Annotated in this window: 18 protein-coding genes; 2 read left to right on the top strand and 16 right to left on the bottom strand. The window is 37.4% G+C overall.

The window, feature by feature from the left end:
• Position 1: 1 nt before the first annotated feature.
• The 15 genes from sigX to V7161_RS14110 all read right to left on the bottom strand — a co-directional run bounded on the left by sigX (position 2) and on the right by V7161_RS14110 (position 13815).
• Complete coding sequence (gene sigX / locus V7161_RS14180) at positions 2-553, bottom strand: RNA polymerase sigma factor SigX (RefSeq protein WP_335445846.1); 552 nt, start codon at positions 551-553, stop codon at positions 2-4.
• A 201-nt stretch (positions 554-754) separates the two neighbouring features.
• Complete coding sequence (locus V7161_RS14175) at positions 755-2539, bottom strand: ATP-binding protein (RefSeq protein ID WP_335445844.1); 1785 nt, start codon at positions 2537-2539, stop codon at positions 755-757.
• Complete coding sequence (locus V7161_RS14170; protein ID WP_335445842.1) at positions 2536-3252, bottom strand: response regulator transcription factor; 717 nt, start codon at positions 3250-3252, stop codon at positions 2536-2538. Before V7161_RS14170 ends, V7161_RS14175 begins: the two co-directional genes overlap by 4 nt.
• Before the next feature lie 161 nt (positions 3253-3413).
• Positions 3414-4601 (bottom strand): c-type cytochrome biogenesis protein CcsB, encoded by a 1188-nt coding sequence (gene ccsB, locus V7161_RS14165; protein ID WP_335445840.1) that lies wholly within the window; start codon positions 4599-4601, stop codon positions 3414-3416.
• A complete protein-coding gene (gene resB, locus V7161_RS14160) occupies positions 4602-6224 on the bottom strand; it encodes a cytochrome c biogenesis protein ResB (RefSeq protein WP_335445838.1) in 1623 nt (540 codons plus the stop codon).
• A 20-nt stretch (positions 6225-6244) separates the two neighbouring features.
• Positions 6245-6769, bottom strand: a complete 525-nt coding sequence (gene resA, locus V7161_RS14155; RefSeq protein WP_335445836.1) for a thiol-disulfide oxidoreductase ResA — start codon at positions 6767-6769, stop codon at positions 6245-6247.
• Positions 6770-6867: 98 nt separating this feature from the next.
• Positions 6868-7605 carry a 23S rRNA pseudouridine(2605) synthase RluB gene (gene rluB / locus V7161_RS14150; protein WP_223591597.1) on the bottom strand — a complete coding sequence of 246 codons (738 nt, stop codon included), beginning with the start codon at positions 7603-7605 and terminating at the stop codon, positions 6868-6870.
• A gap of 118 nt (positions 7606-7723) precedes the next feature.
• Positions 7724-8260: a spore maturation protein gene (locus V7161_RS14145; protein ID WP_223591595.1), complete on the bottom strand. Its 537-nt coding sequence runs from the start codon at positions 8258-8260 to the stop codon at positions 7724-7726.
• Positions 8261-8265: 5 nt separating this feature from the next.
• A complete protein-coding gene (locus V7161_RS14140) occupies positions 8266-8853 on the bottom strand; it encodes a nucleoside recognition domain-containing protein (RefSeq protein ID WP_335445834.1) in 588 nt (195 codons plus the stop codon).
• A complete protein-coding gene (locus tag V7161_RS14135; RefSeq protein ID WP_335445832.1) occupies positions 8846-9991 on the bottom strand; it encodes a D-alanyl-D-alanine carboxypeptidase family protein in 1146 nt (381 codons plus the stop codon). Before V7161_RS14135 ends, V7161_RS14140 begins: the two co-directional genes overlap by 8 nt.
• Positions 9992-10424: 433 nt before the next feature.
• Positions 10425-11315, bottom strand: coding sequence for a superoxide dismutase (locus V7161_RS14130; protein WP_335445830.1), 891 nt, complete (start codon positions 11313-11315; stop codon positions 10425-10427).
• A gap of 119 nt (positions 11316-11434) precedes the next feature.
• Positions 11435-11923 (bottom strand): YpuI family protein, encoded by a 489-nt coding sequence (locus V7161_RS14125; RefSeq protein ID WP_335445828.1) that lies wholly within the window; start codon positions 11921-11923, stop codon positions 11435-11437.
• 32 nt (positions 11924-11955) lie between these two features.
• Positions 11956-12375 carry a hypothetical protein gene (locus tag V7161_RS14120; protein WP_335445826.1) on the bottom strand — a complete coding sequence of 140 codons (420 nt, stop codon included), beginning with the start codon at positions 12373-12375 and terminating at the stop codon, positions 11956-11958.
• 95 nt (positions 12376-12470) lie between these two features.
• Positions 12471-13058, bottom strand: coding sequence for an SMC-Scp complex subunit ScpB (scpB, locus tag V7161_RS14115; RefSeq protein WP_335445824.1), 588 nt, complete (start codon positions 13056-13058; stop codon positions 12471-12473).
• Complete coding sequence (locus V7161_RS14110; RefSeq protein WP_335445822.1) at positions 13045-13815, bottom strand: segregation/condensation protein A; 771 nt, start codon at positions 13813-13815, stop codon at positions 13045-13047. Before V7161_RS14110 ends, scpB begins: the two co-directional genes overlap by 14 nt.
• Positions 13816-14002: 187 nt before the next feature.
• Here V7161_RS14110 and V7161_RS14105 point away from each other — a divergent pair, with 187 nt between their 5' ends.
• A complete protein-coding gene (locus V7161_RS14105) occupies positions 14003-14092 on the top strand; it encodes a YjcZ family sporulation protein (RefSeq protein WP_223591584.1) in 90 nt (29 codons plus the stop codon).
• Positions 14093-14200: 108 nt separating this feature from the next.
• Positions 14201-14722, top strand: a complete 522-nt coding sequence (locus V7161_RS14100; RefSeq protein ID WP_335445820.1) for a DUF309 domain-containing protein — start codon at positions 14201-14203, stop codon at positions 14720-14722.
• Positions 14723-14748: 26 nt separating this feature from the next.
• Here the strand turns inward: V7161_RS14100 and V7161_RS14095 are convergent, their stop codons facing one another.
• Positions 14749-15099, bottom strand: coding sequence for a GNAT family N-acetyltransferase (locus V7161_RS14095; RefSeq protein WP_289985218.1), 351 nt, complete (start codon positions 15097-15099; stop codon positions 14749-14751).
• Positions 15100-15448 lie beyond the last annotated feature (349 nt).

The following is a 15448-nucleotide window of genomic DNA, read 5'->3' as shown; positions in this document are numbered from 1 at the left end:
TTTATCGCTCCACTCTGACTTTCTCACTAGTTAATCCCTCCTTTTCATAAAACATTTCCATGTGCTTCTTTAAAACTTTTAAGGATCGATGCTGTGTTGTTTTTACTTTACTTTCTGTCCAACCTAATGTTTTTGCAGTTTCAGCAATGGATAAATCATTTAAATATCGTAAAATGATTACCGCCCGTTGATCCATCGTACAATATTCTAAACATTTATATATCCATTTAATCTCTTCATTTTGAACGGTTATCTCTTCTGGAATTGGATAGTCATCCTTAACTTGGTTGGATGACCAATCAAATTTTTCGAAAATTCTTTCCTTCCATCCTTTTTGCTTACGAAAAAAGTCTATTGCCACATTACGAGCAATAGAAAAAAGCCAGGTCTTTTCACTGCTTTTCCCCTCAAAACGGTTATAGGACTTAAAAACTCTTATATAAACTTCCTGGACAAGATCCTCTGCATGTTCTTTGTTTCTAACCATATAAAATAGAAATTGAAAAACGTCATGATGATATTTTTGATAAAGTTCATCGAAAACGGAGTCCATCAATTCCCCTCCCCGTTCATTAATATTAGTCGATATTTATGTATAAAAGGTTTCACCTATAAATATAGACTTATTTTAGGTAAAAAGAAAGGTATTTATTGGAAGCACTTAACGAAATCAAAAATGCTCATCCAAATTGGATGAGCTTTAATAATGTTCCTCGTGAATCAAGAACAATCGGCAAAATACCTGATGTTTTTACTATTTTCGAGGAAGATGGAAAGAAAATGTCGTCCCCTGTCCGATCTTGCTTTGAACAGAAATATGCCCCCGATGGGCATCAATAATATTTTTGGCTATAGCCAGTCCCAGTCCAGTACCTGCCCTTCCCCTGGTCCTTGCTTTATCGGCTTTATAAAAGCGTTCAAAAACAAAAGGTAAATCTTCTTCAGGAATCCCTGAACCTGAATCTTTAACTTCTATTAGTATCCCCTTTTCTTCTGAAGTTACGTTTAACCGAACTGAACCGCCTTTTGGTGTGTGTCTTATGGCATTGTCAATTAAGTTTGTTAAAACCTGTTCAATCCGGTCAGGGTCAAAGAAAACAACGGAAATTCCAATATCTATGTCAGCGTGCAATTGAATCTCATTATCTTTAGCAAGCCCTTGAAATTTATGAATAATTCTATTAATAAAGGAAGAAATATTTATTTCATCGATTGTTAATTGGATATGCCCCGCTTCCATTCGAGCCAAGTCAAGAAGTTCATTAACCAGCCTTCCCATTCGAAGGGACTCATCATAGATAACCTTTGCCATTTCTTTTTTCTCTTCTTGTGATTCAGCAATATCATCCACAATTGCTTCACTGTATCCCTGTAACATCGAAATGGGAGTTCTAAGTTCATGTGAAACATTGGCAATAAAGTCTCTTCTCATTTTTTCCAATTGCTTTTCCTTCGTCATATCCCTTAAGACTGCAACAGCCCCACGAATAAAGCGATTGCTGTATAAAGGACTGACAAGGATTACCCAATGGCGGCCCTGAAGAGAAATTTCCCCGACCTGCTCTTTTTCTGTATCTACTGCCTCTTGAAAAAGCTCCATGACTTGAGATGGAATGGCCTCCGAAGCAGGTCCAAACTCACCATTTTCATAGTACCAGTATTGGAGAAAGCGGTCTGCTGGAGGATTGGTGATCAATATTGTTCCATCCCGATTAAAGGTGATTACTCCATCTGCCATACTGCTTAATATGCTAGAGAGCTGTTCCTTTTCCTGACTAAGGGCATTCATATTGAATTTCAATTGTCGTCCCATTTGATTAAAGGCAGTTGCCAATTCCCCGATTTCATCATGTGTAAGAATCGGTACCTTTGTATCAAACTTTCCTCTCGCCACTTCAAAGGCTGCCTCTCTCATTTTCCGTAATGGCGCCGTAATTCTGGTTGATAAAAAGAAGGCAAAAATAGTTGTCAGAATAATCGCAACACCTGCGACAAGTAAAATAAATCTTGTTGTAGAGCGGGATGTTTCCTTCATATCTTCCAAGGATTGATAAATAAAAACAGCACCATTTTTATCGTCAGTCAAATGAAGAGGTACACCAATTATGGAATAACTGGCATCTTCATTATTTCGAATCATTTCTGATGAGAGGTTAGAGATTTTTTCTACAGTAATGTTTTTACTAAATACTTTAGACAATTCTGTATCATTTTTAATATCTGAAAGGGATAATTTCTTTCCCTTTTCCGTGTTCGGAGAGTAATAGACATCTTGACTGTTTTTAACAATTAACACTTTGGTATCATTATCAAGGATCTCCCAAGATATTTCTAACCCTAACGGAAATTTATCATCAGGATGGTTTTCGAGAACTCGGGCAATTTTTTCAGCTGTGTGTGTCAAATCACTTTTTGTTACCTTGATGTTATTGTTTTGGGTGTATTCCAAAAGCATGACTGTTAGGATAAATAGTACAAATGATACCAATAAAAGGATGGTAAACCAAAGTTTACCTACCACACTTCTTAAAAAGGTCATTCATTACTTACCTCAAATTTATACCCTACGCCCCAAACTGTAACGATCATTCTTGCAGCCTGTTCAGACACTTTGTTTAACTTTTCACGGAGACGCTTTACATGCGTATCAACGGTTCGCAGGTCACCGAAAAATTCATAATGCCAAACCTCTTTTAATAGCTGCTCACGATCAAATACTTTATCTGGTGCCTTGGCAAGAAAATATAGTAATTCATATTCTTTAGGAGTTAAGCTTACCTCTTTGCCATCAGCGGCGACTCTATGGGCATCATTATCTATTGTTAAATGTGGAAACACAATAACATCCTTTGTTGTTGTCTCAGTTTGCAGGTAGCTAGTTTGTGAAGATCTTCTTAAAAGAGCTTTTACACGCAGTACAACTTCCCTTGGGCTGAAAGGTTTCACAATATAATCGTCTGTTCCTACTTCAAATCCTTGAACGCGATTAACTTCTTCACCTTTTGCCGTTAACATGATAACAGGAGTTGCCTTTTTCTCCCTAAGCTCCCGGCATACTTCAATTCCATCTTTGCCAGGCATCATTAAATCGAGAAGAATGACATCATAGTCATTATCTATTGCTTTGGTTAAAGCTTCATTACCATCTTCAGCTTCATCAATTGTATAATCTTCACGCTCTAAATACATTTTTAATAAGCGGCGAATTCTTTCTTCATCATCTACTACTAAGATTTTCACGTCTTTTTCCATTATTAATCCCCCCATGAGGTTTATTTTACAAAATGCTAATGGTTTTTGCTATATTTTCAGGTAATTACTCCTATTAAAAGTGTCAATATTATGACAAAAGTATTTTTTTATAATAAACTATTGTTTTTTAAAAAAACCTTCACTTAAAGTGAAGGTTTCAATTAACTGCCTGCATAGGAATGCAGACCAGCGATGACTAGATTTACAGCTACTAAATTAAACATAATGATGACGAATCCTATTACGGCAAGCCACGCTGATTTTTCTCCATGCCATCCCTTCGATAAGCGAAGATGCATAAATGCCGCATAGAAAAGCCACGTAACTAATGCCCATACTTCTTTTGGGTCCCATCCCCAGAACCTCGACCATGCCATTTGTGCCCAAATCATTGCAAAGATTAATGCTCCAAGTGTAAACACCGGGAATCCAATAAGTACTGATCGATAGCTAATTTCATCAACGAAATCAAGTTTAATATTTTTTACTAGCGGCTTAAGTGCAGCTGCAATCCGCTTTCTTAAAATAACCCGAATTACTCCATAAAGAATAAGGCCTGCCATCAACGACCAAATAACCGTATTTAATTTTTTGGCATTAATGAAAGCCGGCATTTCTACCAGGGGCTGAAATCCCTCTTTTGTTAATAGTGTTCCTTCATGAGGGCCAGTAAGGGCGGGCATTGTATATTCAAGATTTGCTTCATTTCCATGTTTATCAATCCAGGTAAATTTTTCATCATACCCTAACCCTGAAAATGTCGAGGAAACTGCGACAAAGCCTAAAACTGTAACTAGCGAAAACATGACCACTTCAAGCCAAAAGGTTCTTTTTGATGCTTTCGATTGATCAATTGCCTTAACCAGATAAATTAACCCCGCAGCAAAACTAATGGCTAAAATTGCTTCGCCAATGGCTGCAGTGGTTACATGGATATGAAGCCAGTAGCTTTGTAATGCCGGTATTAATGGGGTTATTTCCCTAGGAAACATGCTGGCATAGGCAATAACCAGAATCGCAACAGGCATTGTAAACAAACCGAGTAAAGTTGTTCGATAAATAAAATATATAACTATAAATGCACCAACTAAAGCCATTCCAAAGAAAGTGGTAAACTCAAACATATTACTGACCGGTGCGTGTCCGGCTGCGATCCATCTGGTAATAAAATAGCCCAACTGTGATATAAAACCAATAATTGTTAATAAGACGGCAATTTTCCCCCAGCGATTAGTTCCCTTCTTATCAATTGCCCCCTTTTTAGAGGTAATGGCTCCGCCGTAAAAAAGCGTTGCAACTAAATAAAGTATAAAAGCAATAAACAATAAATTACTACTTATTGTTACCAACTAAACTACCTCCTTATCCTGTTTTTCCGTTTGTAGTTGATCCTCAGGCATATTTAGCTTCGTATCGGTTAAAACAGTTTCTATTTCTCTCTTTAGGCCGTACCAATTTTTATTCGTGTGTGCCGCAATCCAAACCTCACCGTTTTTATTTTGAACCCAAATCCTGCGGTGATTCCAATAGGCCCCTTGAATGACACCAATCATAAAGATAATGCCTCCCAATATGATAGCCCATAATGATGAATCCTTGCGCACGATAAATCCGGAAACATTTTTAGTTTCAATTCCTTTAAAGGCCATTTTATAAGTATTATTACCTGATGGTTCAATTGTTTGCCTGATTGCAACGAAACTCGTTTCTCCTTTTGGATTTTCAGGAGATATCATCCGAAACACAAAGGCAGGGTTATTGGGAACTCTTGATTTTGTAGAAGGTTCTCCATTTTTCCCAAACTCAAAATCAGGAAAATAACTTAGAACTTTAACCGAATAACCATTACCTAGTTCATAAACTGACTTAGGATTCCTAAGGTTGATTTTCATTTCCCCAAAGGCCTGATTTGTCTTTTTATTGGTCAAGGCAAATGTCATTGCTTCTAGGTCACTTCTAAACGAGGCTTGGAAAATAGAATACCCTTCATAGGTTAAAGGATGATTAACTCGGACCTTATAATCTTTTATCTTTTCAAGCTTTGGTTTTTCTCCGGGAATATTTTCACCGACACGATTGTAAAGAATAACGTTAGATTGGTAATTTTTCACCACTTCTCCTGCTTCTTCAATCGCCTTTTTAAAAGTTTTATCTTTGTTTTTATCATAATGCTGCAAGATGAATTGATTATTTTTCAGATAAAGCTTTTCACCTGTCTCAGGCACAAGGGCTGTTTCTCCTTCCCTGACCCAAAGGTTCTCATTAACGTACATTCCAGGCACAAAACGAAGCATTCCGCCAAATAGGAAGATAATTAACCCGACATGGTTTACATATGGACCCCATCTTGAAAAACGTCCCTTTTCAGCTAAAATATCTCCCTTTTCCTCACGAACCTGGTATCGTTTTTCTTTTAGATGCTTCTTAATGACCGTAAAGTCGTCGTTATTCACGTGTGTATTGACACCAAACACGCGCTGGCGCTTTAAGAAGCCTTCGTGTCTTGTAACCCGCTGGGCTTTTAATGCCTTATATAAAGGGACGACCCTGTCTAGGCTGCAAATAACAAGTGAAATACCTATCATGGCAATTAATAATAAGTACCACCAGGAACCATACAAATCATTGAATCCTAATTGATAATATAATTTACCAAACCAGCCGTATTCCTCTTCATAATACACTTCCGGAGGCTGGTCAATATACATTTCCTGCGGCAGAATTGTGCCAAGGGCAGAAGCAATTAGGGTAATGATAATAAGCCAAACTCCAACCTTTACAGAAGAAAAGAAATTCCAAATTTTATCAATAATTGTTTTGTTATAGGTCTGTGAGCGGCGTGCACTGCCTTCGTAGCGCATATCAAGTAATGGATTCTTTTTCTCATTTTCATCCAGCACTTTTCCACATGCTTCGCATAACACGGTTCCATGAGGATTTACATGCCCGCATTCACATTTAACATCTTTCATTGTAAAAAACTCCCTGTAATCTAAGGTTTAATTTTCTCCATAAAATCCCTGACAGTAGCCTCAGACATTTCTCCAGTATTGTATTTAATCACCTTGCCGTTTTTATCAATCAAGAAGGTAGCTGGCAATGGATCGATTCCATAGGCAGTCATTACTTCTTTATCAGTATCAATCATAATAGGAAAATCAAGCTTGTAGTGTTCAGCAAATTGATTAACAGCAAGTTCAGATTCTTGGATATCAACGGATAAAACCTGAACCCCTTTGTCCTTATATTGCTGATATTGATTATTGATATATGGCATTTCCTTCTTACAAGGCGGACACCATGTTCCCCAAAAATTCAAAAATACTCCTTGTCCACGGTAATCTGAAAGGCGATGCTTGTTTCCTTGCATATCGGTTAAAACAAAATCCGGAGCCGTTTCACCAACCGCGACTTTTAATTTATTGTCTTTTGTAAAATTAGCATACAGCGTATAGATAACGGCTGCACCTAGAACAAGTAATATTACCGTTCGGATTACTAATCGCCGTTTTTTCATTCCCAACCCTCCATTAAATCTCCTGACACAGTTAGTCTAAATTATATCATTTTTCAATCCTGTCATAGTGTAAACCCTCACTGCGAATTGTGACGGTTCTATGAATTTTTTTTAGAAACATCATTTGCAAGAGTTCGTAATTGTTTTACTTCATGCGGAGTTAGTTCTCTTGCCTCTCCCGCCTTCAAACCATTTAAGGTTAAAAAAGCATATCGTTCCCGCTTTAATTTCACAACCTCGTGACCAATAGCTTCAAACATTCTTCTAACTTGACGGTTACGGCCTTCATGAATACTTATCTCGACAATGGCTGTTTGTTTCTTCTTATCTACCGAAAGAACCTTAACTTTGGCAGGTGCTGTTTTTCCATCTTCCAGCTTAATTCCCTTTTCCAATTTTCTAATGTTTTCTCTTTGAGGAATTCCTTTGGTTTTGGCAACATACACTTTTTCAATTTCATTTCTTGGATGCATCAGTAAGTTAGCAAATTCTCCATCGTTGGTTAATAACAATAATCCTGATGTATCATAGTCCAGTCGACCAACCGGAAAGATTCTTTCTTTAAATTCAGAAAAGAAATCGGTTACAACCTTTCTTCCTTTGTCGTCACTGACACTTGAAATGACTCCTCTTGGTTTATATAAAAGAAAATAGACAGGTTCTTCTTTCTCGATTTGGATTTCATTCACTTCTACTCTATCGGAAGAAGATACCTTGACACCGAGTTCCTTAACAACTGTGCCATTTACTTTAACTCTTCCTTCTTTAATTAATTCCTCCGCTTTTCTTCTTGATGCAACTCCAGCTCGAGCTATTACTTTTTGCAATCTTTCCAAATTTTTCACCTCAAAATTAATCCATTCTATCCTAATGAATTATGACACAAATCCTTCACTTTTCAAAGTAGCGGGTTTTATGAATACGCATTAAAAAAGTAGATTCAATTAAGTGAACCTACTTTGTACCAAATATTAGGACTACAACAACAATTGAAACTATGATTCCGAATACATCGGCGAGGAGTCCTACCTTTAAAGCATCTCCCATTTTTTTTATCCCAACTGCACCAAAATAAACGGTTAATACATAAAAGGTAGTATCTGTGCTTCCTTGCAGCACCGATGCAAGTCTGCCAATAAAGGAATCTGGTCCGTATACAGCAATTAAATCACTTGTCATTCCAAGTGCAGCTGTACCTGAAATTGGTCTAATAAACAATAACGGCACGATTTCAGCTGGTACTCCAATTGATTTCATAAAAGGACGAATCCAATGCATTAAAGCATCTAATGCTCCTGAGGCCCGAAATATGGAGATGGCTACGAGCATGCCGACTAGGAAGGGGATGATGGTAATGGCAATTTTTATCCCCTCTTTGCCGCCTTCAACAAAACTTTCATAGGTTGGAACTTGTTTAAAAGTTCCGTATAATAAAATAAATCCGATTAACAGTGGAATAAAAGTAAGCGAAAGCCCCGAAATCAGCCCCATATAGTTCACCCTTTTCGGCTTCTGCGATAATAAAAATAACGATCTATGAGAATGGCACCTATTGCTGAAAGTATAGTAGCGATTATAGTAGGAACAACAATTTCTGTTGGGGAAATGGATTTATAATTCATCCTGATAGCAATAACGGTGGTTGGAATAATTGTTATGCTTGCAGTATTGATGGCTAAAAAGGTGACCATGGACCTGCTCGCTGTATTTTTTCCACCATTTATCTTTTTTAATTCTTCCATTGCTTTGATGCCAAGAGGTGTAGCAGCATTTCCCAAACCGAACATATTAGAAATCATGTTGGACAATATATACCCCATTGCTGGGTGGTTGGCTGGTACATCTGGGAATAGGATCTTTACAAGAGGCCGGAATAGCTTCGACAACCGTTCGAGGAGACCCGATTCCTCAGCAATCCGCATCATTCCAAGCCAAAAGACAAGGACACTGATTAATCCGATACATAGGGTCACAGCCTCTTTAGCTCCATCAAACACTGCCTTGTTTACTGCCTCCATTGTTCCGTTTAAAGCCGCGAAAACAATCCCAACGATAGTCATGAAAACCCATATATAATTAACCATTCGCGTTCACACCTATAATGGAATAGAAAATTTCTTTAACAGAATCAAGCAGCCCTTGCTTCTCTTCTTTTACTTTTTGATAGTAAATAGGAGTTTCAGTAACCATTCTTCCATCCAAATAGACGGCAGCCTTACCAACTATTTGCTCGGTTTTCTTTCCAATGTTCCATTTTTTCTCTGGCTTGTTCAATTTATATTTCACTGAAAATAAATCCATTTCCTCGCTCGTAGCAGGATACACAATTGTTTTTTTTACAAACAAATGATTTTTATACGCCTTATTGGTCGTTACATTAATTTTCCCCTTTTCTAAAACCTCAGCCATATCATAGTTTCTAAAGCCATCTTCGTACATGGAGATGTGGTCATCCCAATCATTGGAATCATTCAAGGTAACCGCTACTAAACTCATATCCCCTTTTGTTGCTGTTGTTACAAGCGTTCTTTTTGCCCGCTTTGTATAGCCGGTTTTTCCACCTGTGGCATATTTATATTTTGTCAGCAGCCTGTTTTTGTTCTTCCAAACACGATCCCATGCTTCTGTTGGGTTAGGGGCCCGGTGTACCTTTGTCCCCGAGATTTTCGCGAACGTTTTATCTTGCATCGCATAACGCATTAACATAGCCATATCATAGGCAGAGGAATAGTGATCTTCATGGTCATCAAGTCCATGCGGGTTGGAAAAATGAGTATCAAACATTCCGATTTCCCTGGCCTTTTGATTCATTAAATAGGCAAAGCCATCAACACTACCGCCAACATATTCGGCGATGGCTACTGCGGTATCATTCCCGGATCTTAGCATCAACCCATATACCAAGTCACTCAGTTTAATTTTTTCTCCAGGTTTTAAATAAACCGATGACCCTTCGGCACGGGTTGCCTGCTCACTGACTTTAACATATTTATTCATTTTTCCTGATTCAATCGCCAGAACTGCTGTCATGATTTTCGTTATACTGGCAATTCTCCTTTTTGTGTGCGCATCTTTTTCATATAGGACTCGTCCAGTCTTCTGCTCTATGAGTACAGCACTTGCAGCACTTACTCCAAGGGAAGCATCCACCTTTTGAGGAATGTTAGCAACGAGTATTGAGACCATGAGGAAAAAAATGACTAGCTTTGAAATCATTCTCATTAGATTTACCTCGTCCCCTTCTTTAATGTCTAGCTACAGCGCCTAGGGGCTCGAGGTCATAAGCCAATCCGTCGGGAAGGTTAAAAAGCAACCTTCCAGCCGGCTGGTCTTATGCTTGTCGCCCCTGGACAAGGCGCTTCCGCTTTTCTATTTAATAAAAGTTTATGCAGGACAAGGCTTGTTATGACAATAACCCATAGAAAAAGGCAAGCTGCCAATTGGCACTTGCCATTCCAATTACTTAAACTCTGTTTAAATTAGTTGTTGATTTGCTCTCCAGGCGCTTCGCTTTCCGCGGGCGTGCCGGTGAGCCTCCTCGGCGCTTAAGCGCCTCCGGGGTCTCCCCTGCCCCGTACTCCCGCAGGAGTCTTCGCGCCTTCCGCTCCAATCAACAGTGTTAAAAATCAACACTGTTCTTTAACATAGTCATTACTTAAAAAGCCGGCCATTTTATATCTGCTGCTTTTTCAAATCTCATTTCAACATCGCTCCAGTTCACAACATTCCACCAATTATCTACATAGTCTGCCCGCTTGTTTTTATATTGAAGATAATAGGCATGCTCCCATACATCTAAAACAAGCAACGGTATGGTATCCCACTGGGTTAAAAGCATATGCCGTTCGGATTGTAAAACCTCCAGATGCCTTGCTCTTGGTGACCAGACCAATATCGCCCAGCCGACTCCTTCCACTTGCTTTGCCGCTTCAGAAAACTGTTTTTTAAAAGCTGTTAAGCTACCAAAATAATTTTCTATTTCCTCTTTAAGAGGTCCATGGGGATTTCCGCCACCATTTGAGCTCATATTTTTCCAAAAAATTGTATGAAGGTAATGACCCGATCCATGAAAAGCGAGTTCCCTTGACCAATGCTTAATAAGTGAAAAATCATTCGTTTCTCTTGCCTTTTTGAGATTAAGTTCGGCCTTATTCAAACCGTCGACATAGGAACGGTGGTGTTTGTCATGGTGAAGCCTCATAATTTCCTCTGAGATATACGGCTCCAATGCGTTATATGAATAAGATAACTCCGGTAAAGAATGTCCTCCAGGCGGAATTGTCTTTTCAACTACCCAAAGCTGCCCGATTTCCTGCTTCCGTTTAAAATAGGTTTCCATTTGTTCATGGATGTTCTCTGCTTTTGTTTGAAGAGAAAGTAGTTCCTCATTAGAAAGCTCTCGATTGGTCCCTTCTATTAATTCCGTAAAGGCATCAAGCTGTTCCCATAATTCAGAGTTATTACCGACTGCTTCTGAACGAAGAAATTGTTTCATTTGTTCATTCCATTCAAATAATTCAGTCACATAGCGGCTAAACCGATCCATGATATCCACTCCTATTTATGCTGTAAATCTACATAAATAGTATGAAAATTTTAGACTATTAAGAACCCAAAAAAAGCTGCCATTGGTATTACTGTAACCAATGGCAGCACTCATTTTTTCTATTTAGATTGAATCATTTTTGTCCGGTAATCTGTTTCATAATATTCAAGTTCTTCTCTAATCCGCTGAAATTCACCCTCAAGACTTTTGATCAGCAGACTTACTGCTTCTGGCACATTCCGATAATATTTAATGGCGTTTCTGCCAGTATAAGCAGATCGGCTATTTTCAAACCACGCATCATTTTTAGGAGCAAAGAACTCTTCAATACAATTGTGGTAAATCTTATATAAAGTTTTTTCGGCTGCGGCTTTTTGAAAAGGTTCACTTTGCAAAATGACAGAACAAGCCTCCAGACCTTCTTCACTATAAACAATTAGTTTCCTTAGATTTGAAAAAATTAATTTAATATACGATTGATCTTCTTCATTTTCTAGATTGAACCCTTTAATTGTTGTTTCATTTAAGAAATCCTCTAATGTTGTAATGGTCTTAGTTAGAAAACCTTTCACATCCATAAGCTGAGATTTTACTAGTGAATTTCCCATTATTTACCCCCTGGAATTTATCCAATTTGAATTTATTTAGACTGTAATGTAAACTCTAGCGGAGAACGAATCTCATAGCTATTTTTCTGCTTAAGAGACTGAAAAACTTCAGGTAATTTTTTAAAATCAATATCTTGAAAATACAATGCAAATTCATACTTTGAATTAAGATAAAGACGTTTGCGCCCGCGTAAGCCGGGATTTTTCAATAAACATACAAGGGCAACGATATCTTTAAAAGTCACTTCAAGGCCTTGTCCTGACATAATAGGGTCCGTTGTGTACGGTGTAAATTCTTGGAGACACTCATCAAAATACCTAACATATAAAACGTGGAGCGTCCTTTCTTCCCCATTTTCAATAAAGGTCACTTCACTTCTGTTAAAAAAATCCTCTGAGGTATTGGATTTTTCTTTTTCTAATTCGAACCCTTTACACTCTTTAATTAGCAACTTAATCCCGCTCCTTATCGAAATGCACAACCATGTTAAAAAATTTTGAAATCTTATATTTATTTTAGCATAAATTCTGATGATTTGATTGTATTTTAAGAGTTAATTGTTTCTTGGAATTTCTCAAAAAATAAATCTGCTTCTTCTTGAATAAAATCATCCTCCACTTTTTCCGGAAGCTTAGGAAGCTCATCAACACTTTTTAATCCAAAATAATCAAGAAACTCTTTCGTGGTACCATATAAATAAGCTCTTCCTGTTCCTTCAGCGCGGCCTACTTCTTTTATTAATGCTTTTGATACAAGTGTATGCAACGGTCTTTCTGTTTTCACACCGCGAATTTCTTCAATTTCTGCACGAGTGATTGGCTGTTTGTAGGCGATAATAGCCAGAGTCTCCAAGGCGGCTTGAGAAAGAGTCGAATTATTCGGGGAATCAACCAGCTTTTTTAAATACGGGGCATTTTCCTTCTTCGTTGCCAGCTGAAAGGTTCCCGCAAGCTGAACAACAATTATTCCTCTATTTTCATCTTCATCATATTCCTGCTTCAATTCCTCAATAATTTCATTTGCCTTTATTTCATCTATTTCTAAGACCTCAGCTAATTGTTTAAGTGAAAGGCCTTCATCGCCGGCAGCAAACAAGAGGCTTTCAAGAATACTGCTCCAATTAATAATTTCCAACCACATTTACTCCTTTCTTTACAGCTTCTACAAAAATTTCACCGAAATTTTCTTGCTGTTCGACGTCAACTTCTTTTCTTTTTATCAGCTCCAAAATGGCTAAAAAAGTGACGACAACATGGTCTTTTGCCGGGTAAGGAAATAATTCGTTAAAGTTCTTCCTTCCTTTTAGCTGTTTTAATTCATCTAGTATTTCTGTCATTCTTTTCTCAATTGATATCTCTTGCCGCGCAATTTTTGTTGCCATTGGACGCTGCAGCTTTTTCCTTCTTAATAATTTTTGAAAAGCCGCTAACATGTCATATAAGGATACATTTAACTCTGTCTTTTCTGGTCGGATATCTTTTACATAATCAGACAAATCACTAGGCGGCTTTGTGTACATTAGACCACGTTCTTCTTCCATTGATTTTAAATCATGGGCAGCCTCTTTATATTTACGGTACTCAATCAAACGTTCTACAAGCTCATCTCTTGGATCTTCTTCATACGAAAACTCATCAAAATCTTCATTAGATTCTTCTTCATGCTTTGGCAGCAGCATTTTACTCTTTATTTCCAGCAATGTTGCCGCGATTACTAAATACTCACTGGCAATATCGAGTTTTAATTCGTTCATGGTTTTAATATAAAGCAAGTATTGCTCCGTAATTTGGGCAACTGGAATATCATAAATATCAATTTCGAGCCGATTAATTAAATGAAGGAGCAAGTCCAGCGGTCCCTCAAATGCATCAATTTTCACCTGATATGGCATCGTTACTCACCAAAATTCTTTTTACTTAGACTATTAATAGTATAGAGGATTCAATCTAGGTTATCCAATAGAAAAATCAAAACATAACAGCTTTATTGTGTAATCATGATGTTTGCCCAAACAATGGACAAATACCCTACATATGATGACAAAGAAAAGAACAAAAACTTTTTAGGAGGTATTTAATATGGCTGATGGCGGATATGGTGCCGGATTTGCTTTAATCGTAGTTCTATTCATTTTATTAATTATTGTTGGTGCTTCTTGGATTTACTAAGGCACAAACCTTGAAGAATGGATTAGAACTAGAAGCCCGTCATGATTGACGGGCTTTTTAGTTTGTTTATGCTAAACTATATATACATTCTTTTTTAGGGGGGATACCTTGTACCCAATAGAATATGTTCAATTTTTAGCCCACTTTCACGGTGACAGGGATTATTTTGAGTGTCATGAGATTCTTGAAGAATTTTGGAAAAAAACTGACCCAGGTAACAAAGAATCCATTTGGGTCGGTCTTATACAATTGGCAGTATCATGCTATCATTTCCGCCGCGGAAATTATAATGGGGCTGCAAGAACATTAGAAAAAGCAATAAAAATATTAGAATCAAAAAATGTCTCAGTTACTAGTCTTGGCCTTAATCAACAGATGCTTCATGAATTATTATTGAAGCAATTATCAGTCATCAAAGAAAAAAAAGAATATATGAGCATCCAATTGCCGATAAGTGACCCCTTTCTAATTGAGAGTTGTAAATTATTTTGTGAAGATCAGGGCTTCCAATGGGGGAAAAAAAGTGATATTAGCAACGTGGAACTCGTCGAGCGTCATAGATTAAGGGACAGAACAGAGGTCATTGAGGAAAGATATCGGTCTTTAAAGATGCGAAAGAGCAGCGAATAAGATATTCGCTGCTCTATTTTTTGAAACTAGCAAAAGTTACATTTTTCAATAAACGGAGCTGTATCTTCATTTGCAATAATTTCTCTATCTGCATACATTTCTCTAAGTGCTTGAACCATCCTTTTTCCAACCCCTTGAAAGCGATGTGAGGGATTTACGGAAATATGCTGTATTTCAAGAGCATTTGTATCACGATGATATAGAACGCCAAGAAGCCCAATAATATCTTCTTCCTTCCATAAAAACAGCTGCCAATTCTCTTCTGTTTCATATTCCTTCATCGTTTGCTGAAGTTTCTTTAAGTCCTTTTCATTCGGCATAAAAGACAATAAACCCATTGCAATTTTTTCGAATGCTTTCTTGTATCGAATTAACATTTAGATCCCTCATTATATTAAATAAACCGATGAAAATATTGGTTTAACAATAGTATATTTTTTCCTAATAAATCAATAATAAACATTTATTCATTATATGTAGTTAAAATTATAATGTTTCACTAACCACCATCATACATAATTCTAGGACAATCATCAATGAGAAATATTACTATTGCTTTGGTCCAATAAACATCCAATAAATGATTCCCCAGAGAACAGAAAGTCCAATAAGAATACCAAATAATATCCAGTTGCTTTTTTTCATGAAAAAGGTTCCTCCAAAACGAGTTCTTGCTCGACCTTCATTCTACACTATTTGACAAAAATAATCCATTTCCTCTATTAA

This window comes from Neobacillus drentensis (assembly GCF_036965425.1).
In the GTDB taxonomy this organism is placed as follows: Bacteria; Bacillota; Bacilli; order Bacillales; family Cytobacillaceae; genus Neobacillus; species Neobacillus drentensis_F.
This window is presented reverse-complemented; position numbering and strand designations above follow the sequence as displayed.